The sequence below is a fragment of the Nocardiopsis oceanisediminis genome, assembly GCF_048595525.1.
GTDB classification, from domain to species: Bacteria; Actinomycetota; Actinomycetes; order Streptosporangiales; family Streptosporangiaceae; genus Nocardiopsis_A; species Nocardiopsis_A oceanisediminis.
In genome coordinates, this window is record NZ_JAFMZJ010000001.1 from 6,690,279 (window position 1) to 6,711,342 (window position 21,064).

Below are 21,064 nucleotides of genomic sequence, written 5' to 3' on the forward strand. Positions count from 1 at the left end.
GGATCGGTCGGCGGCCGGGTCAGGGCCTCCGGCCGAAGAAGGCCAGCAGGCGGTCCTGCTCCGAGGCGTCGTCCGGGACCGGGACCGCCGGGCCGCAGATGCCCTCCATGCGGATGGCGTCGCCCCACTCGTGGGAGCCGATCCACAGCCTGTGGACTTCATCGGCGGGAAGGGCCTCGTCCTGGCCGGTGGCGCGGGCGATGTCCCAGGCGTGGACGACCAGGTCCGTGCCGAGGAACTCGTCGACGGTCTTCTCGATGCTGGTGCGGCCGAAGTATCCGTCGTACTCCTTGCCCGCCCGCTCCGGGTCGTCCAGCAGGTCCTGCATCGCCGCGACCGCCTCGGACCAGGCCTTCTTCGGATCGTCGGCGGCGGTGCGCGGAAGGTCCAGCTTCACCCCGGCGTAGCCGGGCATGTTGCGGTGGTTGTCCAGCATGTGGTCGAGCACGTCGCGGGCGGTCCACCCCTCGCAGGGCGACGGGGCGTCCCAGCCGTCCTCGGGGACGGCCTCCACCCGGCGGGTGAACTCGGCGGCGCGGACACGGTATCGCTCGGAGATCTCGCTCATGGGCCCAGTCTCCGCTCCCGGTGCGACCCGGGGCTTGGACGGATCGGACGTCTTCGCCCCGGAGTCAGCGGTCGCCGGGGAAGCGGAGGGCGCCCCGGCGAAGGGGGCGCGGTCCGTCAGACCCGATCCGTCAGGCGCCGTCGTCCGCCGCGTCGCTGGCGAGCAGCGCGATCTGCACCCTGTTGTTCAGGTCCAGCTTGGTGAGGATCCGGGAAACGTGCGTCTTCACCGTGGGCAGGCTCATGTAGAGGCCGGCGGCGATCTCCGCGTTGGAGGCGCCGCGGCCGATCGCGGCGGCGACCTCGCGCTCCCGGTCGCTGAGCGCGGCGAGGCGCTCCCGGGCGCGCCGGCGGCGGGCGGCGGTCTCGTCGACCGGTCCGGTGACGTGCGCGATGAGCCGGCGGGTGACCGCCGGGGAGAGCACCGGTTCCCCGGCGCGCAGCCGGCGCAGCGCGGCGACGATGTCCTCCGGGCGGGTGTCCTTCAGCAGGAACCCGGCGGCGCCGGCGCGCAGCGCGCGCAGCACGTGCTCGTCGGTGTCGAACGTGGTCAGGATGATGACCTCGGGCCCGTCCGGCAGGGCGCGCAGCGCCTCGGTCGCCTCCAGGCCGTCGGTGCCCGGCATCCGGATGTCCATCAGCACCACGTCCGGGCGGGTCCGCCGGACCAGGTCCATCACCTCGGAGCCGTCGCCGGCCTCGCCGACCACCTCCACGTCCGGCGCCCCGCCGAGCATCAGCACCAGCCCGGACCGGACCAGGGCGTCGTCGTCGACGAGCAGTACGCGGACGGGAGGCTGGGACTGGGTGTCGGTCATGGGGGCCAGGGTAACGACACCGCGGCCGGAGCGGCCCGCTCCGGCCGCCGCACCGGCCCGGTCAGGGCGGCCAGGGAAGCCAGGCGCGCACCCGGAAGCCGCCGTCCGGGGCGGGGCCGTGCTCCAGGCGGCCGCCGACCAGGGCGGCGCGCTCGGCCAGGCCGATCAGGCCCTGTCCGGAGCCGGCCGGGAGCCGCCGGCCGGCCTCGGCCGCGGGGCCGGAGGCGACCCGCACGGTCAGGCCCTGCTCCCGGCCGCCCTCCAGCACCACCTCGACCTCGGCCCCCGGGGCGTGCTTGCGGGCGTTGGTCAGCGCCTCCTGGACGATCCGGTAGGCGCTGCGGGCCAGCGTGCCCGGGGCCCGCTCCGCGTCCGCGCCGTCGACCCGGCGGTCCAGCCGGACGCGCATGCCCGCGTCCGCGGACTCCGCCACCAGCTCCTCCACCCCGGCCAGGGTCGGCTGCGGGCGCTCCGCGCCGGCGCCCCCGTCCTCCTCGCCGGAGCGGAGCATGCCGATCACCTCGCGCAGGTCCTGCAGGGCCTGGTGGGCGCTCTCCCGGATCACCCCGGCGGCCTGCGCCACCTCCTCCCGGGAGGCGTCGGTGCGGTAGGCCAGCGCGCCGGCGTGCACGCTGAGCAGGGAGAGCCGGTGCCCCAGGGCGTCGTGCATCTCCCGGGTGATGCGCTCCCGCTCGGCCCTCCTGGCCTGCTCGGCGAGGAGCCGGGCCTCCCGTTCGGCCAGCCGGACCTGCTCGGCCCGGAGCTCCGCCTCCCGCTCCGCGCGCACCGCCCGCTCGCGGAGCGAGCCGATCAGCCGCCGCCGCGCGCCGACCAGCGCCCCCCAGCCGATGACCGAGAAGGAGATGACCGCGGTGAGCACCGCTCCGAACAGCAGGTTGCCCCAGATCGGGATGGTCAGGTCGCGCCAGATGAGCGTGTTGGCCGCGCCGCAGGCGACCGAGAGCAGGCCGAGCAGGAGCGCGGTGCGCGGCGGCCGGCGCACGGCGACGCCGTAGAGCGCCACCAGCATCGCCCCGGCGGCCGCACCGGAGACCGCGGAGAGCAGTACCGAGGCCAGGGCGACCGGCACCGGCCGGCTGCGGCGCGCCCACACCAGCAGGCAGCCGGTGGCCCAGCCGTAGAAGTCGGCGGTCACCGCCCAGCGGGGCACGGACATGGGTGCGTCGTCCAGCTCGTAGGCCAGCGCCACCAGCGCGGCCCAGCCCACCGCGAACAGGAACGCCGGCACGTCCAGCGCCCACTCCCGCGCGGTCCTGCGCCGCGCGCGCCGCTTCCGCTCCATCGGCGCCCCTTCCCGCTCCGGCCCTGCCCGTCGGATCAAGCTCGCGGAGGAGGGCGCCGCCGCCCGCCACCGCCCCCGCATTGTCCTGGACGCTCCCGCGGCCCCGGCGGTTTCCCGGGACGGCGCGGATCACACCCGCTTGACCTGGAGCGCGCTCCAGCATGCATGCTCCCCCGTATGACCGATTTCCTCACCCCCTCCGAGGCGGCGGCGCGCTTCGGCGTCAGCGTCGACGCGCTCCGCTACTACGAGCGCGAGGGCCTGCTCCCCCCGGTCGAGCGCGACCCCGGCGGGCGGCGCCGGTACCGCGCCGGCGACCTGCAGATGCTCGAACTGATCCGGTGCCTGCGCGACACCGGGATGCCGATCGCCCGGCTGCGCGAGTTCGCCGGGATGGTCCGGGAGGGCGACGCGACCATCGGGCGGCGCGCCGACTTCCTGAGCGAGCACGACGAGCGGCTGGACGCCCGGATCGCCGAGCTCCGCTCGCACCAGCGGGCCATCCGGCACAAGATCGGCTACTACCGGTCGGTGCTGGAGGAGACCGCCGCCGTGCAAGCGGAAGGGGTCTGAGCATGCGCTACCGGACCATCGGGACCGGGGCCGCGGCCCGCAGGGTGAGCACGCTGTGCCTGGGCGCGCTGCCGTTCGGCACCGCCGTGGACGAGGCGGACTCGTTCGCGCTGCTCGACCGGTTCGCCGAGGCCGGCGGGACCTTCGTCGACACCTCCGACGCCTATTCGTTCTGGCTGCCCGGCCGGGTCGGCGGGGAGAGCGAGGCGGTGCTCGGCCGCTGGCTGCGCTCGCGCGGGGCGGGCGGCGAGACGGTGGTCGCGACCAAGGCCGGCGCGCGCCCGGCGGCCCGGGGCGGGGTCCGCCCGCGCGGCGGTGCGGGGTACGAACCGGAGGGGCTGTCCGCGGCGGCGGTGCGCGCGGCGGTCGCCGGGTCGCTGGAGCGGCTCGGCACCGACCGGATCGACCTGCTCTACGCGCACGTGCCCGATCCGTCGACCCCGCTCGCCGAGACCGCCGGCGTCTTCGCCGACCTGGTGGAGGAGGGGGCGGTGGGGCTGCTCGGGATCAGCAACCACGAGGCGGAGGACATCGGGCGGGCGCGGGCGCACGCCGCCGCCCGCCCCCGGGTCGAGGTCGCCCAGTACCGGCACAGCTACCTGCGGCCGCTGCCCGGCGCCGCGCTGCCGGAGTCGGCGCACGTGCACACCACCCCGGAGCTGCTCGGCCGGATCCGCGCCGAGGGCATGCCCCTGGTCGCCTACAGCACGCTGATCAGCGGCGCCTACACCCGCGCCGACCGCCCGCTGCCCGCCGCCTACGACCACCCGGGGACCCGGGAGCGGCTGCGCGCGCTGGACCGGGTGGCCGCCGAGACCGGCGCCACCCGGAACCAGGTCGTCCTCGCCTGGCTGATGGGCGGGCCGGAGCCGGTGGTACCGCTGGTCGGCGCGAGCACCCTCGCCCAGCTGGACGAGGTGCTCGCCGCCGCCGAACTCGACCTCACCGCGGAGCAGCGGGAGCTGCTCGACACGGCCGGTTGAACCGCCTTCGCCTTACATCTACCGATATAAAGCCCGAAACAGACTTTCCTCGCACACGCCGCTGAACACTCGAACTATTTATTTCAGAAAATCGGAATCGGTCTCCCCGGGGGCGGCAATTCGCCTCCGGGGAGAACCGCGTGCACCGCAAGGCCCGAATTTTCCCGGCCGGATCGGATTCGGACTTTTTATATCGTGTCCGCAACCCCGGCATCCCGACGTTCAGGCTGATCATGACGGCCTCCTCCGCTCCGAACCCGGGAGATCCGCCATGTCCGAATGACACCACCCCGCCGCACTTCCGGGTTTTTCCACAGCCCCTGTTCACAATCGACCGCATGCCGGGAGAAACGCGGTGGTAGAACGGGTGGCGACCGAGCGCGCTCCTCCACCGAGGAGCGGACAGGGCGGAATCACCACCGACCCCCGACGGCGCCCCCGCGCGCCCCGGCCGCCCCCGCTCGGGCGAACCCCCGAATCAACGACCCTCTTTTTCCCGAGCACGCAGAAACGGCGGTGCACTGTGACCGAGCAGCTCGAATCCGAGAGCGGCGCACAGAACGGCGGTGCCGAGCAGTCCCGACTCAGCCTGGGGACGGCGGCCGCACGGAACCTGGCGACGACCACCAAGACCCCGCCGCAGATGCAGGAGATCTCCTCGCGGTGGCTGCTGCGCCTGCTGCCCTGGGTGCGCACCGCCGGCGGCGCCTACCGGGTGAACCGCCGGCTCAGCTGCGTGGTGGGCGACGGCCGGGTCTCCTTCACCAACACCGGTGCCGAGATCTCGGTCGTCCCGCAGGAGCTGCGCGAACTGCCGCTGCTCCGCGGCTTCGAGGACGACGCCCCGCTCGCCGCGCTCGCCGGCCGCTTCCAGCAGCGGGAGTACGCGGCGGGCGAGCCCATCGTGCAGGCGGGCGACGCGGCCGAGCACGTCCACCTGATCGCGCACGGCAAGGCCAACGAGATCGGCACCGGCGAGTTCGGCGACCCCGTGGTGCTGGAGACCCTGGTCGGCGGCGACCACTTCGGCGACCTCTCGCTCGTCGACGAGGACGACCGGTGGGAGATCACCGTCAAGGCGGTCACCGCGACCACCGTGCTCTCCCTGCACCGGTCGGACTTCCAGGAGGTCGCCGACAACTCCTCGGAGCTGCGCGAGCACGTGTCGGCCTTCCTCGCCGGCCGGGACACCCCGCGCAACGAGCACGGCGAGGCCGCGATCGGCATGTCCTCCGGGCACACCGGCGAGCCCGACCTGCCCGGCACCTTCGTCGACTACGAGCTCTCCCCGCGCGAGTACGAGCTGAGCGTCGCGCAGACCGTGCTGCGCGTGCACACCCGGGTCGCCGACCTCTACAACGAGCCGATGAGCCAGGTCGGCGAGCAGCTCCGGCTGACCATCGAGGCGCTGCGCGAGCGCCAGGAGCACGAGATGGTCAACAACCGCGAGATCGGGCTGCTGCACAACGCGGACCTGTCCCAGCGCATCCCCACCCGCACCGGGCCGCCCACCCCCGACGACATGGACGAGCTGCTCAGCCTGGTGTGGAAGGAGCCCACCTTCTTCCTCGCCCACCCGCGCGCCATCGCCGCGTTCGGCCGGGAGTGCTCCGAGCGCGGCATCTACCCGCAGAGCGTGGACTACGCCGGGCACCACGTCCCGGCCTGGCGCGGGGTACCGATCTTCCCGTGCAACAAGATCCCGGTCTCCTCCACCCGCACCTCCTCCATCATGCTGATGCGCGCCGGCGAGGAGAACCAGGGCGTGGTGGGCCTCAACCAGACCGGCCTGCCCGACGAGTACGAGCCCGGGGTGTCCGTGCGCTTCATGGGCATCAACGAGAAGGCGATCATCTCCTACCTGGTCAGCACCTACTACTCGGCCGCGGTGCTGGTGCCGGACGCGCTGGGGGTCCTGGAGCACGTGGAGATCGGCCGAGAGGGCTCCTGAGCCGCGATGCACCCCTACGAGATCCCGGCGTTCTACACGCCCCACCCCGCGCGGCTCAACCCGCACGCGGAGGCCGCGCGGGCCCACTCCAGAGCCTGGACGGAGGAGATGGGCATCCTCGACGACACCGGCCCGGACGGCTCCCCCGTCTGGACCCGGGCGAAGTACGAGGCGCACGACTTCCCGCTGCTGGCCGCCTACACCCACCCGGACTGCTCCGAGGAGGTCATGGGGCTGGTCGCGGACTGGTACGTGTGGGTGTTCTACTTCGACGACCACTTCCTGGAGATGTTCAAGCGCGGCCGGGACCGCGAAGCCGCCCAGGCCTACCTGACCGGCCTGCGCGCCTTCATGCCGCTCGACCCGGAGGCGGAGGTCCCGGAGACCTCCGCCCCGGTCGAGCGGGCCCTGGCCGACCTGTGGCGGCGCACCGCCCCGACGATGTCGGTGGACTGGCGCGAGCGGTTCCTCGGCTACACCCGGAACCTGACCGACGAGTCGCTGCGCGAGCTGGTCTCCATCGCCTCGGGCGAGGTCGCCAACCCCATCGACTACCTGCAGATGCGCCGCCGGGCCGGGGGCGCCGAGTGGTCCGCCGGGCTGGTCGAGGCGGCCCTGGGCGCGGAGCTGCCGGCCCGCGTCGCCCGCACCCGCCCGCTGCGGGTGATCACCGACTCGTTCGCCGACGCCGCCGGCATGCACAACGACGTCTACTCCTACCAGCGCGAGGTGGAGGAGGAGGGCGAGCTGGACAACGGCGTCCTGGTGATGGACACCTTCTTCGGCTGCGGACCGCAGCGCGCCGCGGAGATCATGCGCGACGTGGTCGGCTCGCGGATGCGGCAGATCGAGAACACCGCCGCCACCGAGCTCCCGGCGCTCTTCGCCGAGCACGCCCTGGACCCCGGGGAATGCGGCCGGGTGCTGCGCTACGTGAAGGGCCTGCAGGAGTGGTTCTCCGGCACCGACGAGTGGCACCTGCGCTCCGGCCGCTACCCGGGCGCGGCGGCGGCCGGCGCCCCCGGGGGGCCACCGGGCGCCGAGGGCCTGGGCACCGCCGCGGCGCGCGCCGCGGCGACGCTCTCCCTGGGGGCGCGCGCGCTGGCCGCCGCGCACGCCCCGGTGCCGCGGACCCCGGCCGAACCGGTGCGGGTCCCGGCGTTCGCCATGCCCTACCCGCACCGGGTCAGCCCGCACCTGGAGGCGGTCCGGGCGCGCGCCCGGGACTGGGCGCGCCGGACCGGCCTGCTGGACGGCCGGGTCTGGGACGAGGCGGCCTTCGAGGCCGCCGACCACCCGCGGTTCGCGGCGCTCACCCACCCCTGGGCCGACCGCGACACCCTGGAGCTGGTCTGCGGCTGGCACCTGTGGAGCTCCTACCTGGACGACCTGTTCGCCCAGGAGTTCAAGGTGCCCCGGGACGCCCCGGGGGCCCGCGCCTACCTGGAGGCGCTCTGGGCGCTCATGCCACCGGACCCGGCGGCCGCCCCCGCGCCGGCCGACCCGGCCCAGCTCGGCCTCGCCGACCTGTGGCGGCGCACCGCGCCGGTACTGCCGGAGGCGGTCCGGCGGGAGTTCCCCGGCCTGCTCCGGGAGTTCACCGGGTCCTGGCTGTGGGAGCTCGGCAACGACACCCAGCACCGCATCCCGGACCCGATCGACTACATCGAGATGCGCCGCCGCACCGGCGGCACCGCGTTCTCCCTGGCCCTGGCCCGGCTGGCGCTTCCCCGCCCCGGGGGCGAACCGCTCCCCGAGGAGTTCCTCGCCTCCGACCAGGTCCGCTCGCTCACCGAATCGTGGTCCGACATCGGGCCGCTCCGCAACGACATCGCCTCGTTCCGCCGGGAGATGGAGGAGGAGGCCGAGGTCAACAACGGGGTGCTGGTGGCGCAGCGGTTCTTCGGGATCACCGCGCAGCAGGCCGCCGACGTCCTGGCGGACGCGGCCGACGCCCGGCTCCGCGAGTTCGACCGGGCCTCCCGGCAGGACGTCCCGGCGCTCTGCGCGGAGCTCGGCCTGGAGGGGTCCGCCCGGTCCCTGGTCGACCGCTACGTCGAGGCGCTGCGGCTGTGGCTCGCCGGGCACCGGGAGTGGACGCTGACCACCGGCCGCTACCGGGCCCGGGAGGCCGGGCCGCGGCCGCCGGCCCTCAACCGCCTGCTGGGCGGAGCGCGCGGCCTGGGCACCTCGGCCGCCCGGCCGCCCGGGCGGAGAGACCTCGACCCCCGACTGGACGGACGGTGCACATCATGACCCTCACCCCGGAGACGGACGCCGCCGGCGGCCCCGACGGCGGAGCCGCTTCGCGGCAGAGCCTCGACACCCGGGCCGCGCGGCAGCTGTCCACCACCACCAAGACGCCCCCGCAGACCCGGGAGACCTCGCCGCGCTGGCTGCTCCGGATGCTGCCGTGGGTGGAGGTGCCCGGCGGCGCCTACCGGGTGAACCGGCGGCTCACCCACCGGGTGGGCGACGGCCGCGTCCCCGTGGTCGGCGAGCGCACCGACCCCCGGCCGCTCCCGGCCGGCCTGCGCGAGCTGACCGTGCTGCGCGGGCTGGACGAGGGCGCGGACGGCGGCATGGCGGCGCTGTGCGCGGTCGCCGACGCCTTCACCGCCGCGCGGTACCACCCCGGCGACGTGATCGCCGAGGCCGGCCGCCCCGCCGACCGGGTGCTGCTGATCGCGCACGGCCGGGTCCGGCGGACGCGCTCCGGCGAGCACGGCGACCCGGTGCTGCTGGGCACCATGACCGCGGGGGAGGTGGCCGGCTCCGCCGTGCTCGGCGCCGACGGCTCCCGGGCCGACGGCGCCTGGCCGGAGACGCTGCGCGCCGCCACCCCGTGCACCGTGCTGGAGCTGACCCGCGAGGCCTTCCGCAGGCTGCGGGACCGCTCCCCGCTGCTGGACCGGCGGGTGCGCGCCGCCGCCGAGGCCCCGCCCCCGGACGGCAACAAGTACGGCGAGGCGGCGATCTCGATGGCCGCCGGGCACACCGGCGAACCCGACATCCCGGGGACCTTCGTCGACTACGACCCGGCGCCGCGAGAGTACGCGCTCGGCATCGCGCAGACCGTGCTGCGCGTGCACACCCGGGTCGCCGACCTCTACAGCGAGCCGATGGACCAGCAGGAGCAGCAGATCCGGCTGACCGTCGCGGCGCTGCGCGAGCGCCAGGAGCACGACCTGGTCAACGACCCCGGCTTCGGGCTGCTGCACAGCGCCGACGCCAAGCAGCGCATCCCGGCCCGCAGCGGCCCGCCCACCCCGGACGACCTGGACGACCTGCTCTGCCGGCGGCGCCGGTCGGACTTCTTCCTCGCGCACCCGGCGGCGATCGCCGCGTTCGGCCGGGAGTGCACCCGGCGCGGCGTGCTGCCGGAGACCGCCCAGGTCGCCGGGCGCACCGTCACCGCCTGGCGCGGGGTGCCGCTGCTGCCCTGCGACAAGATCCCGGTCAGCCGGACCCGGACCACGTCGGTGCTGGTGATGCGGACCGGCGAGGAGCACTCCGGGGTGGTCGGGCTGCACCGCACCGGGCTGCCCGACGAGTACGAGCCCGGGGTGTCCGTGCGGCAGATGGACATCGGCGGCCAGGCCGTCCGGCGGTTCCTCGTCACCGCCTACCACTCGGCCGCCGTGCTGGTACCCGACGCCCTCGGCGTACTGGAGGGGGTCGAGCTCGGCCGCTGACCGCCCGCGCCCGACGGCCGACTCCAGCGCCACCGACCCGACCGCCGAACGAACGGGAGGCCCCGTGACCGCCATCGACTCCGCCACCGAGCCGGCCGCCGCCGGCCCGGCGGCCACCGCCCGCACCACGACCGAGATCCTGACCGGGGCCCGCGACCTGGTCGCCCCCGCGCTGCGCGAGGCCGCCGACGGCCTGCCCGAGCCGATGCGCCGCATCGCCGGGTACCACTTCGGCTGGTGCGACGCCGAGGGCCGCCCCGCCTCCGAGGACGGCGGGAAGGCGCTCCGCCCCGCCCTGGTGCTGCTGGCCGCGGAGGCGGTCGGCGGCACCGCCCGCGCGGCGCTGCCCGCCGCCGTCGCGGTGGAGCTGGTGCACAACTTCTCCCTGCTCCACGACGATGTGATGGACGGAGACACCACCCGGAGGCACCGGCCCACCGCGTGGAGCGTGTTCGGCCCCAGTCCGGCGGTGCTCGCCGGGGACGCCCTGCTCACCCTCGCCTTCGAGGTGCTGGCCGCCGACGGCTGCCCGCGCGCCGCGGAGGCCGGGCGGATGCTGGGCGCGGCGGTGCAGGCGCTGGTCGGCGGGCAGGCCGCCGACCTCTCCTTCGAGCGCCGCAGCGATGTCGACCTGGCCGAGTGCACCACCATGGCCTGCGGGAAGACCGGGGCGCTGCTCGGCTGCTGCACCGCGCTGGGCGCGCTGCTCGGCGGCGCCGAGCCGGACCGGGTGGACGCGCTGCGCGACTTCGGCGCGGATCTGGGGCTGGCCTTCCAGATCACCGACGACCTGCTCGGCATCTGGGGCGACCCGGCCGCCACCGGGAAGCCGGTCCACTCCGACCTGCGCAGCCGGAAGAAGTCGCTGCCGGTGGTCGCCGCCCTGACCTCGGGGACCGACGCCGGCGAGCGGCTGGGCGTCCTGCTCGCCGGGGAGGAGCCGATGACCGACGAGGCGGCGGCGCACGCGGCGGAGCTGGTGGAGGCCGCCGGGGGCCGGGCCTGGTGCGATGAGCGCGCGGAGGAGCTGCTGGAGCGCTCCTCGGCCTCGCTGGACAGCGCCGCCCTGCGCGAGGCGCCCCGCGAGGAACTGGCCGCCCTGGCCCGCCTCGCCGCGCACCGCGATGGCTAGGCCCCGCTCCCGGGCCCTCCACGGGTTCGCATCCGCGGGGGCGACACCGACGGCACCGGCCGTGCCCGGCCGCACGTCCCAGGACGGACACCGCGAACGGCCGCCCACCCGCTTCCCCGAGAACAGCGCAGGTCCCAGCGCCCCCGAGCCCTGCACACACCTCCGGCCCGCCACCGGGCCGGGACCGGCGGCACCGGCCGCCCCCGGCCTGAGCCCGATCACCGGCCGGGCGGCCATCCCGCCGCGGCGGCCGCGCGGTGCCGGGGAGCCGTGCCGGTCCGCCCCTGGGCCGGTGCCGGGCGGAGCCGCAGGGCCGGGCCGCCGTGTCTCCCCGCGCCTCCGGGCGGCGCGGAAGCGGGCTCCGGCACGGAGCCCGGGAGCCCGGAGGGCGGCCCGGCCCGGAGGCCGGGGTCCCGGCCCGCCGGCGCCCCGGGCCGGGGAAGAGCGGGGACTCGCCGCCGCCCCCCGCCCTGCCTCTGAGGCCGCGCCGGCGTGCCCCGCACCCGCCGGGAGGCGGCGGCCGGCCCGGAGGACGGAAACGGCTCCCCCACGCTCCGGACCGGTTCCGGGGTCCCCGCCCCGTCCCTCTTCAGGCCGTCGCGGGTCGTCGGCGCTCCCACCGCCCCGGACCGGGGCGCACCGCCCGGCGGAACCGGCACCGGGCCGGGAGCGGCGGAGACCGCCCCGGTCGGCGCCCCCGGGCCGCGGAACCGGCGGGCCGTCCGTCCCGATCGGGGCGGCACGAGCGCCGCTGCGGGCGCCGTCCCCCTGACCGCCGCCGCGGAGCGGCCCGCAGCACAGGACCGACCCGCGGCGCAGTCCCGCACACCGACCCTTGAGGAGGCCCTTCCCATGCCCACCAGCGACTCCGACGCCGCCGGCGGGGGAACGCCCCCGCGGGCGCTCGTCGCCGACGCCCTGCTGCCCCCCGACGGCCCCGCGGTGCCCTGCCCGGCGGGCGTGCTGCTCGCCGGGGAGCTCGCGCGGGCCGGCGCCGCGCACCGGAGCGGACCGATCCCGCTGCCCGGTCCGGGGGCCGAGGAGGGGGCGATGACCGCCGTGTTCGACGGCCCGGACGGCGGGGCCGTCGGCCTCGGCGCGGCCGCGGCCCCGGACGACCCCGCCGCCGGGGAGGCCGTCCGCGCGGCGTTCGGCGCCTGGCGGGCGGTGGCCGGCGTGCCGCGCCGGGTGCTGCTCGCCGCGCCGCGCTCGTTCTGCGCCGGGGTGGAGCGGGCCGTGGAGGCGGTCGAGCGCGCCCTGGAGCGGCACGGTCCGCCGGTGTACGTGCGCAAGCAGATCGTGCACAACACCCGGGTCGTCGCCGAGCTGGAGGAGCGCGGCGCGGTCTTCGTGGACGAGCTGGACGCCGTCCCGGAGGGCGCGGTGACGGTCTTCTCCGCGCACGGCGTCTCCCCCGCGGTGCACGCCGAGGCCGAGCGCCGCCGGCTCGGGGTGATCGACGCGACCTGCCCGCTGGTCTCCAAGGTGCACGCCGAGGCCCGGCGGTTCGCCGGGCGGGGGGACACCGTCGTGCTCATCGGGCACGCCGGGCACGAGGAGGTGGAGGGCACACTGGGCGAGGCGCCGGAGCGGACGGTGCTGGTGGAGAACGCCGAGCAGGCCGCGGCCCTGGAGGTGGACGACCCCGGCCGGGTCTCCTACCTGACCCAGACCACGCTGGCGGTGGACGAGACGGCCGGCGTGGTGGACGCGCTGCGCGGCCGCTTCCCCGAGCTGCGCGGCCCCGACTCCGCCGACATCTGCTACGCCACGACCAACCGCCAGGAGGCGCTGTCCGCGATCGCCGCCGAGACCGACCTGGTGCTGGTGGTCGGGTCGGACAACTCCTCCAACTCGGTGCGGCTGGTGGAGCTGGCCGAGCGGCACGGGATCCCGGCCCACCTGATCGACGGCCCCGCCGACATCCGCCCCGGCTGGCTGGAGGGGGTGTCCGCGATCGGGCTCACCGCCGGCGCTTCGGCGCCGCCGGTGCTGGTGGAGGAGGTCATCGCGGCGCTGCGCGGCCTGGGCCCGCTCTCGGTGACCGAGCACGAGACCACCCGCGAGACGGTCCGCTTCTCCCTGCCGTCCCCGGTCCGCCGCGGCTGACCGCCGTACGGCCGCTTTGGCCCGTGCGGCACCGACCGAGGGGGGCGGGGTCCCGCACCCGCTCCGGCCGGCAGCGGAAGAGCACTTCCGCGCAGGGCCGCCCCGGCCGGGAGGCCGCCCTGCCCGCGCACCGAAGCCGCCGGCGCCCCCGCCCCGCCCTCGCACCGCCGATGGGAAACGCGCGCCCCGGTCGGCGGCCGCAGGCCGGCGCGGCCGCGCGCCGGGGAGCGGCCTTCCGCCGCGTTGGTCTCGGCGGAATGGGGAGGAGAGGCGTTCCCCGCGCCCCTTCACCCCATCGACGGTCTCGGCCCCGGCGCCTCCGCGGCGGCATCGGCACCCGGGCGGGCTCACCGGCCGACCCGCGCCCCGGGCCGAGAGGGACCGGAGCCGGTCCGAGCCGGGCGCGGCGCGGCGCGGAAGGCCCGCGGGCCCTGTCCCGGGTCCGGGCGGGCTGCGGGAGGAGCCCTTTCCCGGCCGCGCCCCGCGATCCCTCCGGCCGCCCGTCCGGCGGCGCGGCGCCCGTCCGGACCGCCGGTGCCGCCGCCCCTGTTCTCCCGGCGACGGGCCCGGTACGGTCCTCCGCAGACGGCTTCGGGCCCGCCCCGGGTCCGCTTCCCCCGGGTGGGGAAAGGCGGCCCTCCCGGCCGGTGCGCACACCCGCCGCGGCCGCCGCCGGAGCGAGGCCCGGCCGTGCGGCGCGTCTCGCGGTGCACCGGCCCGGGGCGGGGTAGCCAGGACCCTGAAGGCGTACGGCACCGGACGAGGAGACGGCATGGTGGAGCGGTTCGACGCGATCGTCATCGGAATGGGGCCGGGCGGGGAGACGGTCGCCTCACGGCTGGCCGCCGCCGGGCGGCGGGTGGCCGTGGTGGAGAGGGAGCTGATCGGCGGGGAGTGCGGCTACTACGCGTGCATCCCGTCCAAGGCGCTGCTGCGCCCGCCCGAGGTGCGGGCCGAGGCGCGGGGCGCCGCGGGGACCGCGGAACCCGCACTGGACTGGGAGGGGATCCGCGCCTACCGGGACTCCATGGTGCGCCACCGCGACGACTCCCGGCAGGTCGCGGGGTACGAGGAGCAGGGCGTCGAGGTCGTCAAGGGCGAGGCCCGGCTGACCGGCCGCGACCCGTGGCGGGTGGCGGCCGCGGGGCGGGAGCTGACCGCGCCGGAGGTGGTGCTGGCCACCGGGTCGTCGCCGCTGGTCCCGCCGGTGGAGGGGCTGGACTCGGTCGAGGTGTGGACCAACCGGGAGGCGACCGCGCTGGACCGGATCCCGTCCTCGGTCGCGGTGATCGGCGGCGGCGCGGTCGCGGTGGAGATGGGCCAGTTCCTCGTCCGGATGGGCGCCCGGGTGACGCTGCTGGAGCGCGGCGGCCACCTGCTCGGCCGGGAAGACCCGCGGCTCGGCGCAGCGGTGGCCGAAGCGCTCCGCGCCGATGGGGCGGACGTGCGCACCGGCACCGCGGTGCAGCGGGCCCGCCGCGCCCCCGACGGGTCGGCGGTGCTGGAGCTCGACGGGGGCGGCGAGGTCTCCGCGGAGGTGGTGCTGGCCGCCACCGGCCGGGTGCCGAACACTTCCGGCCTGGGCCTGGAGGAGCTGGGCGTGCCGGTGGGTCGGCGCGGGGTGGAGGTGGACGACCGGTGCCGCGCCGCGGAGGGGCTGTGGGCGGTCGGCGACGCCACCGGCACCGCGCTCCTCACCCACGTCGCGAAGTACCAGGGCCGGGTGGTCGCCGACAACCTGCTCGGCCGCGAGCGGCGCACCGACTACACCGGGGTGCCGCGGGTGCTGTTCACCGATCCCGAGGCGGCCGCGGTCGGCCTCACCCCGGCCCAGGCCCGGGAGATGGGGCTGGAGACCTCCTACGCCGAGATCGACCTGACCGCCGAGCTGGCCCGGCCGTGGACCTACTCGACCTCCCCCACCGGCCGGCTGGCGGTGCTGGCCGACCACCGGCACGGGGTGCTCCTCGGCGCATGGGCCCTCGCCCCGATGGCGGGCGAGTGGATCCACTTCGCCGCCCTGGCGATCCGCGAGCGGATCCCGGTCGACCGGCTCACCGACGGCATCGCCCAGTTCCCCACCTACAGCGAGGGCTACCTCATCGCCCTGGAGCGACTGGAGCCCTGACCTGCAACGACGCGAAACAGGTAGGAGTGGGACGAGCCCTCCGGCCGAGCGCGGCGCCCCACGGAGCGAAGGTTCAAGCGGGCGGCGACGGCGGGAGGGGGCACCGGCCGGCCGGTCGGGCGCGGCGCCTCACGGGGGCGGCCCTCAAGCAGGCGGCGACGGCGGGAGGGGGCGTGCCAGCCAGTCGGTCGGGCGCGGCGCCTCGCGGAGCGAAGGTCAAGACGGGCGGTGACGGCGCCGGTGGAGGCGGGGTTCGGGTGTCGCCCGGGTGCGGCGCCCCGCGAAGTGCAAGTTCAAGCGGGCAGCGAAGGCGGCGATGGGGACCGGCCGGTCGGTCGAGTGCGGCGCCTCACGGGGCGAGGGCTCAAGCGGGCAGCGAAGGCGGGAGTGGGTGGGCGCCGCGTTCACCGGCCCGGTCGAGCCTCCCGGCGGGAGGAGGCGGCGCCCCGGTGGAGGAGGCGGGCCGCCCGGCCGCGCCGCCAAGGGTGGCCATATCCCCTATGCCGGGTTTGCGGCAGGGAACGGGCGGGGGCGGGGGCGCCCTGTGCACCTCCGCAGCACCCCGATTACATCTACCAGCGAGTAGTAAGCCCCGAAGCCCCCGCCACCTCCTCGTCGATTACCCAGAGTGGCCAAAGTGGGGCCTTGTGGGGTGCGAATGCGACATCTCACTCCCGCGCCGCCCCTTCCCAGGTTCCGGCCCCTGCTTTGCGGCCTTCCGGGCGGCTCGAACCCCCGAACACCGGTCCGATCAGGGCGATTCAGGCCTCTCGGGGGCCGATCCGGCCCGGGATGCGCGCCCAGGAATCACCGGGGTGCTCTCGCGGTGCGCAGGGCGCTCTGCCCCACCATCACCCTGCGTATTCGCCCAGGTCGGAGAGGGGCAGCGGTTTCAAGGGCGGTCGGCCCCGGCGCCCGGGCGACGCGGGAACGGCGATCCTGCCCGCTCTGCCCGCCCCGGCCGCGCCCACCTGCCCTGCCGCGCAGGACCGACCGGCCGGTTCCCACCGCCGCCTTCGCTGCCTGCTTGAAGCCTCGCCCCGTGGGGCACCGCGCTCGGGTGACCGCCTGCACCCCGCCCCCACCTCTGCCGTCGCCGCTGGTCTGAACCCCACCCCGTGAGGTGCCGCGCCGGACCGACCGGCCGGTGCCCACCGCTGCCGCCGCTGCCCGCTTGAGCCCCGGCCCCGCGGGGCGCCGCGCTCGGCTGGGGCGTCCGACCGCGTCCCTTCCTTCGCCGTCGCCGCCTGCTTGGACCTTCGCTCCGTGGGGCGCCGCGCCCGACCGACTGGCCGGTCCCCCTCCCGCCGTCGCCGCCCGGCTGACCCCGGTCCGGTGCGGCCTCTGCGCGTCCTTCAGTGGTGGAAGCCGATCCGATCGCCGCCGCCGCGCGCGCCGGAGGAGAGCTCCTGCAGCGATCGCCGCATGTCCTCGGCCAGCAGGGCCGCCTTGTCGGCGCTGATGCCGTGCCGGATCAGCACCCGCTGGACGACGGTGCGGTCCCGGTCGGGCGGGAGCGGGTAGGCGGGCACCTGCCAGCCGCGGGTGCGCAGCCGGTCGCTCAGGTCGTACAGGGTGAACCCGGCCTCCGGGTCGGCGAGCGTGTAGCTGACCGCGGGCAGCGCGCCGCTTCCCGGGTAGAGCAGGGTGAACGGGCCCATGCCGGAGATCTCCTCCGCCAGCGCCGCGGCGGTGTCCAGGCAGCGCTGCTGGATCTTCCGGTAGCCCTCCCGGCCCAGCCGCACGAAGTCGTAGTACTGGGTGATGACCTCGCCGCCGGGGCGGCTGAAGTTGAGCGCGAACGTCGGCATGTCGCCGCCGAGGTAGTCCACCCGGAACACCAGGTCCTCGGGGAGCAGGTCGGCGGTGCGCCACACCGCCCAGCCGACGCCCAGCGGCGCCAGCCCGTACTTGTGCCCGGAGGCGTTGATCGAGGCGACCCGCTCCAGGCGGAAGTCCCACTCCAGCCCGGTCTGGCAGAACGGGGCGACGAAGCCCCCGCTGGCGGCGTCCACGTGCAGCGGGACGTCGACGCCGGTGTCCCGCTGGATCGCGTCCAGCTCCGCGGCCAGACCGGCGATGGGCTCGTAGTCGCAGGTGTAGGTGACGCCCAGGATGCCGACCACGCCGATGGTGTTCTCGTCGACGTGCGCCCGGAGCCGGTGCGGGCGCAGCCCGGTCTCGCCCTGCTCCAGGGGCACCCGGCGCAGCTCCACGTCGAAGTAGCGGGCGAACTTCTCCCAGCAGATCTGGACCGGCCCGCACACCAGGTTGGGCCGGGAGGCGTCGGCGCCGGCGGCCCGGCAGCGCTCCCGCCACCGCCACTTCAGCGCGAGCCCGGCGAGCATGGCCGCCTCGCTGGAGCCGGTGGTGGAGCAGCCGACGGTGTTCCGGGGGTCGGGGGAGTTCCAGAGGTCGGCGAGGATGCGCACGCAGCGCGACTCGATCTCCGCGGTCTGCGGGTACTCGTCCTTGTCGATCATGTTCTTATCGAGGTTCTCCGCCATCAGCCGCCGGGCCTCCTCGTCGGCCCAGGTGGTGCAGAAGGTGGCGAGGTTCTGCGAGGAGTCGCCGTCCAGCGAGAGCTCGTCGCGCACCAGCGCGTAGGCGACCCGGGGGTCCGCCTCCCGGTCGGGCATCCGGTACCGGGGCAGCGGCCTGCCGCTCAGCGGCGCGGCGTAGACGTCGTCCGGGCGCCCCTCGGCGCGGCCGGCTTCGTGCGGGGCCATGGGTCCTCCTCCCGCCCGGGCGCCGGGCGCCCCGGGCCGTCACCGTTCCGGAGCGGCGGTCCGCCCTCTGCGCACGCTATGCGCGGCCCCCTCCCCCGGCGGCTCCCGCCGTGCCCTTTGACCGACTCCGCACCGGACGGTTACCCGCCCCGGGCGTCACACGGCCCAGGAGCGGTCGTAGTCCGGGTGGCCGGCGTAGGCCGCGGCGAGGTGCTCGACCGCCTTGCGCCACGCGTGCAGCGCACCCCAGGCCTCGGGGGTGCCGGGGGTGCCGCCCCGGCTGCCGCTCGCGCGGGCGACCGCGCCCATCTGCTCGCGGTGGGCCCGGACGTACTCGTTGACGATCCGCCTCTTGGCCGCGACGTCGGCGCGGGCCCGCCCGGGCCCGCCTGTTCCGGGCGAGGCTGCGTGCGCGGCCCGCTCGTCCTCGTCCAGGCGCGTGCTGAGAAAGTCGACGATGGTCACCCGGGGGTGCTCCCTTCGCGGGTTCGGTGGCCTTACCGCGTCGTATACCACCCCGCGCGGCCGGGGGCACCTCTCCGACGCGGCCAGAGACGGACATTTCAACCGGGCCGGAGGAAGCTGGTTGAATCTACCCGTGATTCCGAAGAGCATCTCCGAAACCGCCATTGAGCTGCACGTCGTGCGTGTCTTCTGCGGCGATGGCGGGACCGGCGGCAACCCGCTGGGGATCGTCCCGGACGGCCCGGCCGTGCCCGACCGGGCGCGCCGCCAGGCCCTGGCCGACCGACTCGGCTTCAGCGAGACCGTCTTCATCGACGACCCGGGAACGGGTGCGGTGGACATCTACGCCCCCGGCGCCCGGCTGCCGTTCGCCGGGCACCCCCTGCTCGGGGTCGCCTGGCTGCTGCGCCGCACCGGCTTCCCGGCGGAGGGCCTGGTCACCGAGGCCGGACCGGTGCCCGCCTGGGAGGACGGCGGCGCGGAGGGCACCGGCTGGATCCGCGCCCGCCCGGAGTGGGCGGCGGGGCGGCGCACCGAGCGGTTCGGTTCGGCCGCCGAGCTGGAGGCCCTGGACGGCCCGCCGGAGGGCGAGGGGTGGCTGTACGCGTGGGCGTGGCTGGACGAGGCCGCCGGCCGGGTCCGCACCCGCGGCTTCCCGCGCCGCCCCGGCGGCGTCCCCGAGGACGAGGCGACCGGGGCGGCGGCGATCGTGCTCACCGCGGAGCTGGGCCGGCCGCTCGACATCCACCAGGGCCGCGCCTCACTGATCCGCACCCGGCCGGGACCGGACGGGACGGTGGAGGTCGGCGGCCGGGTCGTCCCGGTGGAGACCCGCACCGTCGAGGCCTGATCCGCCTCTGAGCGGGGGTCCGGGGCGGGGGTACCGCACCGGGGCGCGGAGGAGAGCCGGGCGGTTCGGCGCGGTGGCCGGGCGGAGCCGGACGTAGCGGCGCGGACGGGCGGAGCGGCGCCTTGCGGCGGTGCCGGCCCGGGCCGGCGGTCGAGTGTTCATCGCACTGGGTTCTGCTTCCCGCTGCCCCGGGAGGGGGCGGCATAGGGGTGGCGGTCAGGAGGTGAAGACGTAGGAGTCGAGGCCGGCGGGCACGCGGTCGGGGTCGAGGGTGAAGTCTGCCCAGACGCGCAGGCCGAGGTTGAGCCTGGGATGCGGGAGCACCTGGAGGTAGCCCCAGGCGGTGGCGCAGGCGGTGAGCAGGAGGAGGCCGCGCTGGCTTTCGGCTTGCGCCCAGTCCTCGGCGGTGCGGTGGTCGGGGACGGCGGGGCGGGTGTGGGTCCATCCGCCGTCGGTGATCTCCAGCCGGAGGAGGTCGGGGCGGAGCAGGTTGAGGCTGCGGACGACTTCGCCGCCGGGTTCGCCGGAGGCGGTGTAGTTGACGGCGTTGGCGAAGAGTTCGGAGCAGCAGAGCCGGAGGGTGTCGATGGTGTCGTCGGGGAAGCCGGCGAGGTCGCGTTGGATGTCGCGGCGCAGGCGGGAGGCTTGGGAGAGCGAGCCGGGATAGATCCGCGGCTCCCAGCGGGTGGAGCGGAACGGGCGGGAGGTCTCGGGTGTAGCGGACATGGTGCCCCCAGGAGGTTCGTGCGCGGTCGGTGGCGGCGCCGGTACGACCAGTGAGCGATAGCATGCCGAGGCTAGCCGGAAAATACAACAGCCTGATTTAAACTCAGTTGGAATATCCCTGGATGAGAAGTTTTGCTTAGGGGAAGGCCGCTATGATCGCGACACCTGGAAGGCCAGCTCGGAGAGACGCGATGTCGAATTCGATTCCCGTGAGGCGCCGCCACCTGATCATCCAGCTCAAGAAGCTCCGCTCTGGAGCCGGTCTGTCCCAGGAGGCCGTCTCGCGCGAGATGGGGTGGGACAGGCAGAAGATCCTGCGTATCGAAGCCGGACGCTTCCAGCGGATCAACTCGGCCGACGTGGTGGCCTTGTGCAAGCTGTACGGAGCGAGCGAGGAAGAGTCACGCGAGCTGGTCGAGATCGCACTTCAAGCCCGGAAGCACAAGCCCTGGTGGTTCCGGTACAAGGAAGTCTTCCCTGGACCGTTCGTCAGCCTTGAAGCGGAGGCGACGCAGATCCAGGACTTCACCATCGGGCTTGTTCCCGGTCTATTCCAGACTCGCGCCTACATATCCGCCCTTATCGCTCGCTCTGCGGATATCGCAGAAGACGAGGCCGTTCAGCGCATCGACTTCCGGATGGAACGCCAAGCCTCCGTACTCGAACGCGACTCCCCACCCGCTATCTGGAGCATCATCGACGAGGCTGCCCTCCGGAGGAAGGTCGGGGGAGCCAAGGTGATGAAAGAGCAGATCGCTCACCTCTGCGAACTGGGGAAACGACGCAACATCAATATCCAGGTCCTGCCCTTCGAGGCAGGCGCCCACGCAGGCGGAACCGTCCCGTTCCTCATCCTCGGCTTCGAGGGCGGAACCGACTCGGTCGTGTACATCGAGTCACCGGGAGACGGCTTCTACCTGGAGGCAGAAGAGGAGATCGCCAGGCATAGGCTGGTGTTCGATCGCGTCCAAGCCACTGCCATGTCGGTTGAGGACTCCGCCGACTTCCTCGCCGCCTTGGTCTGAGTGGAGCCAC

The 21,064-nt window shown here is 75.5% G+C and carries 16 protein-coding genes; 10 read left to right on the forward strand and 6 right to left on the reverse strand.

Annotated features, from left to right (window positions below):
- Positions 1–19: 19 nt before the first annotated feature.
- From J0910_RS29260 to J0910_RS29270, 3 genes are all read right to left on the reverse strand, one after another.
- Positions 20–568, reverse strand: a complete 549-nt coding sequence (locus J0910_RS29260) for a TIGR03086 family metal-binding protein (RefSeq protein WP_420161734.1) — start codon at positions 566–568, stop codon at positions 20–22.
- Positions 569–698: 130 nt separating this feature from the next.
- Positions 699–1,385, reverse strand: a complete 687-nt coding sequence (locus J0910_RS29265; RefSeq protein WP_420161735.1) for a response regulator transcription factor — start codon at positions 1,383–1,385, stop codon at positions 699–701.
- Between the two features lie 61 nt (positions 1,386–1,446).
- Positions 1,447–2,688 carry a sensor histidine kinase gene (locus tag J0910_RS29270; protein WP_420161736.1) on the reverse strand — a complete coding sequence of 414 codons (1,242 nt, stop codon included), beginning with the start codon at positions 2,686–2,688 and terminating at the stop codon, positions 1,447–1,449.
- Between the two features lie 177 nt (positions 2,689–2,865).
- On the opposite strand from J0910_RS29270, the gene J0910_RS29275 reads away from it, so the two are divergent.
- The 8 genes from J0910_RS29275 to J0910_RS29310 all read left to right on the forward strand — a co-directional run bounded on the left by J0910_RS29275 (position 2,866) and on the right by J0910_RS29310 (position 15,259).
- Positions 2,866–3,261: a MerR family transcriptional regulator gene (locus J0910_RS29275; RefSeq protein WP_420161737.1), complete on the forward strand. Its 396-nt coding sequence runs from the start codon at positions 2,866–2,868 to the stop codon at positions 3,259–3,261.
- Positions 3,262–3,263: 2 nt separating this feature from the next.
- Positions 3,264–4,244, forward strand: coding sequence for an aldo/keto reductase (locus J0910_RS29280; RefSeq protein ID WP_420161738.1), 981 nt, complete (start codon positions 3,264–3,266; stop codon positions 4,242–4,244).
- 523 nt (positions 4,245–4,767) lie between these two features.
- Positions 4,768–6,195, forward strand: coding sequence for a family 2B encapsulin nanocompartment shell protein (locus tag J0910_RS29285; protein ID WP_420161739.1), 1,428 nt, complete (start codon positions 4,768–4,770; stop codon positions 6,193–6,195).
- 6 nt (positions 6,196–6,201) lie between these two features.
- Positions 6,202–8,451 carry a terpene synthase family protein gene (locus J0910_RS29290; protein WP_420161740.1) on the forward strand — a complete coding sequence of 750 codons (2,250 nt, stop codon included), beginning with the start codon at positions 6,202–6,204 and terminating at the stop codon, positions 8,449–8,451.
- Positions 8,448–9,890 (forward strand): family 2B encapsulin nanocompartment shell protein, encoded by a 1,443-nt coding sequence (locus tag J0910_RS29295; RefSeq protein WP_420161741.1) that lies wholly within the window; start codon positions 8,448–8,450, stop codon positions 9,888–9,890. Before J0910_RS29290 ends, J0910_RS29295 begins: the two co-directional genes overlap by 4 nt.
- A 64-nt stretch (positions 9,891–9,954) precedes the next feature.
- Complete coding sequence (locus J0910_RS29300) at positions 9,955–11,022, forward strand: family 2 encapsulin nanocompartment cargo protein polyprenyl transferase (protein ID WP_420161742.1); 1,068 nt, start codon at positions 9,955–9,957, stop codon at positions 11,020–11,022.
- A gap of 852 nt (positions 11,023–11,874) precedes the next feature.
- A complete protein-coding gene (locus J0910_RS29305; RefSeq protein WP_420161743.1) occupies positions 11,875–13,131 on the forward strand; it encodes a 4-hydroxy-3-methylbut-2-enyl diphosphate reductase in 1,257 nt (418 codons plus the stop codon).
- 772 nt (positions 13,132–13,903) lie between these two features.
- Positions 13,904–15,259, forward strand: a complete 1,356-nt coding sequence (locus tag J0910_RS29310; RefSeq protein WP_420161744.1) for a dihydrolipoyl dehydrogenase family protein — start codon at positions 13,904–13,906, stop codon at positions 15,257–15,259.
- Between the two features lie 1,355 nt (positions 15,260–16,614).
- On the opposite strand, the gene gad is transcribed toward J0910_RS29310, so the two are convergent.
- Positions 16,615–17,988 carry a glutamate decarboxylase gene (gad, locus tag J0910_RS29315; protein WP_420161745.1) on the reverse strand — a complete coding sequence of 458 codons (1,374 nt, stop codon included), beginning with the start codon at positions 17,986–17,988 and terminating at the stop codon, positions 16,615–16,617.
- Positions 17,989–18,144: 156 nt separating this feature from the next.
- Positions 18,145–18,453: a DUF6221 family protein gene (locus J0910_RS29320; protein ID WP_420161746.1), complete on the reverse strand. Its 309-nt coding sequence runs from the start codon at positions 18,451–18,453 to the stop codon at positions 18,145–18,147.
- A gap of 133 nt (positions 18,454–18,586) precedes the next feature.
- Between J0910_RS29320 and J0910_RS29325 the strand changes: the two genes are divergently transcribed.
- On the forward strand, positions 18,587–19,303 hold the full coding sequence (locus J0910_RS29325; protein WP_420161747.1) for a PhzF family phenazine biosynthesis protein: 717 nt from the start codon (positions 18,587–18,589) through the stop codon (positions 19,301–19,303).
- Between the two features lie 216 nt (positions 19,304–19,519).
- Here the strand turns inward: J0910_RS29325 and J0910_RS29330 are convergent, their stop codons facing one another.
- Positions 19,520–20,029: an ATP-binding protein gene (locus J0910_RS29330; RefSeq protein WP_420161748.1), complete on the reverse strand. Its 510-nt coding sequence runs from the start codon at positions 20,027–20,029 to the stop codon at positions 19,520–19,522.
- 191 nt (positions 20,030–20,220) lie between these two features.
- Here J0910_RS29330 and J0910_RS29335 point away from each other — a divergent pair, with 191 nt between their 5' ends.
- Complete coding sequence (locus tag J0910_RS29335) at positions 20,221–21,054, forward strand: helix-turn-helix domain-containing protein (RefSeq protein ID WP_420161749.1); 834 nt, start codon at positions 20,221–20,223, stop codon at positions 21,052–21,054.
- Positions 21,055–21,064: the final 10 nt, after the last annotated feature.

Coding starts and splice junctions, on each gene's coding strand:
- J0910_RS29305 (WP_420161743.1), top strand. CDS start 11,875: ATGCCCACCAGCGACTCCGACGCCGCCGGCGGGGGAACGCCCCCGCGG.
- J0910_RS29335 (WP_420161749.1), top strand. CDS start 20,221: ATGTCGAATTCGATTCCCGTGAGGCGCCGCCACCTGATCATCCAGCTC.
- J0910_RS29280 (WP_420161738.1), top strand. CDS start 3,264: ATGCGCTACCGGACCATCGGGACCGGGGCCGCGGCCCGCAGGGTGAGC.
- J0910_RS29270 (WP_420161736.1), bottom strand. CDS start 2,688: ATGGAGCGGAAGCGGCGCGCGCGGCGCAGGACCGCGCGGGAGTGGGCG.
- J0910_RS29260 (WP_420161734.1), bottom strand. CDS start 568: ATGAGCGAGATCTCCGAGCGATACCGTGTCCGCGCCGCCGAGTTCACC.
- J0910_RS29295 (WP_420161741.1), top strand. CDS start 8,448: ATGACCCTCACCCCGGAGACGGACGCCGCCGGCGGCCCCGACGGCGGA.
- gad (WP_420161745.1), bottom strand. CDS start 17,988: ATGGCCCCGCACGAAGCCGGCCGCGCCGAGGGGCGCCCGGACGACGTC.
- J0910_RS29290 (WP_420161740.1), top strand. CDS start 6,202: ATGCACCCCTACGAGATCCCGGCGTTCTACACGCCCCACCCCGCGCGG.
- J0910_RS29265 (WP_420161735.1), bottom strand. CDS start 1,385: ATGACCGACACCCAGTCCCAGCCTCCCGTCCGCGTACTGCTCGTCGAC.
- J0910_RS29275 (WP_420161737.1), top strand. CDS start 2,866: ATGACCGATTTCCTCACCCCCTCCGAGGCGGCGGCGCGCTTCGGCGTC.
- J0910_RS29310 (WP_420161744.1), top strand. CDS start 13,904: ATGGTGGAGCGGTTCGACGCGATCGTCATCGGAATGGGGCCGGGCGGG.
- J0910_RS29330 (WP_420161748.1), bottom strand. CDS start 20,029: ATGTCCGCTACACCCGAGACCTCCCGCCCGTTCCGCTCCACCCGCTGG.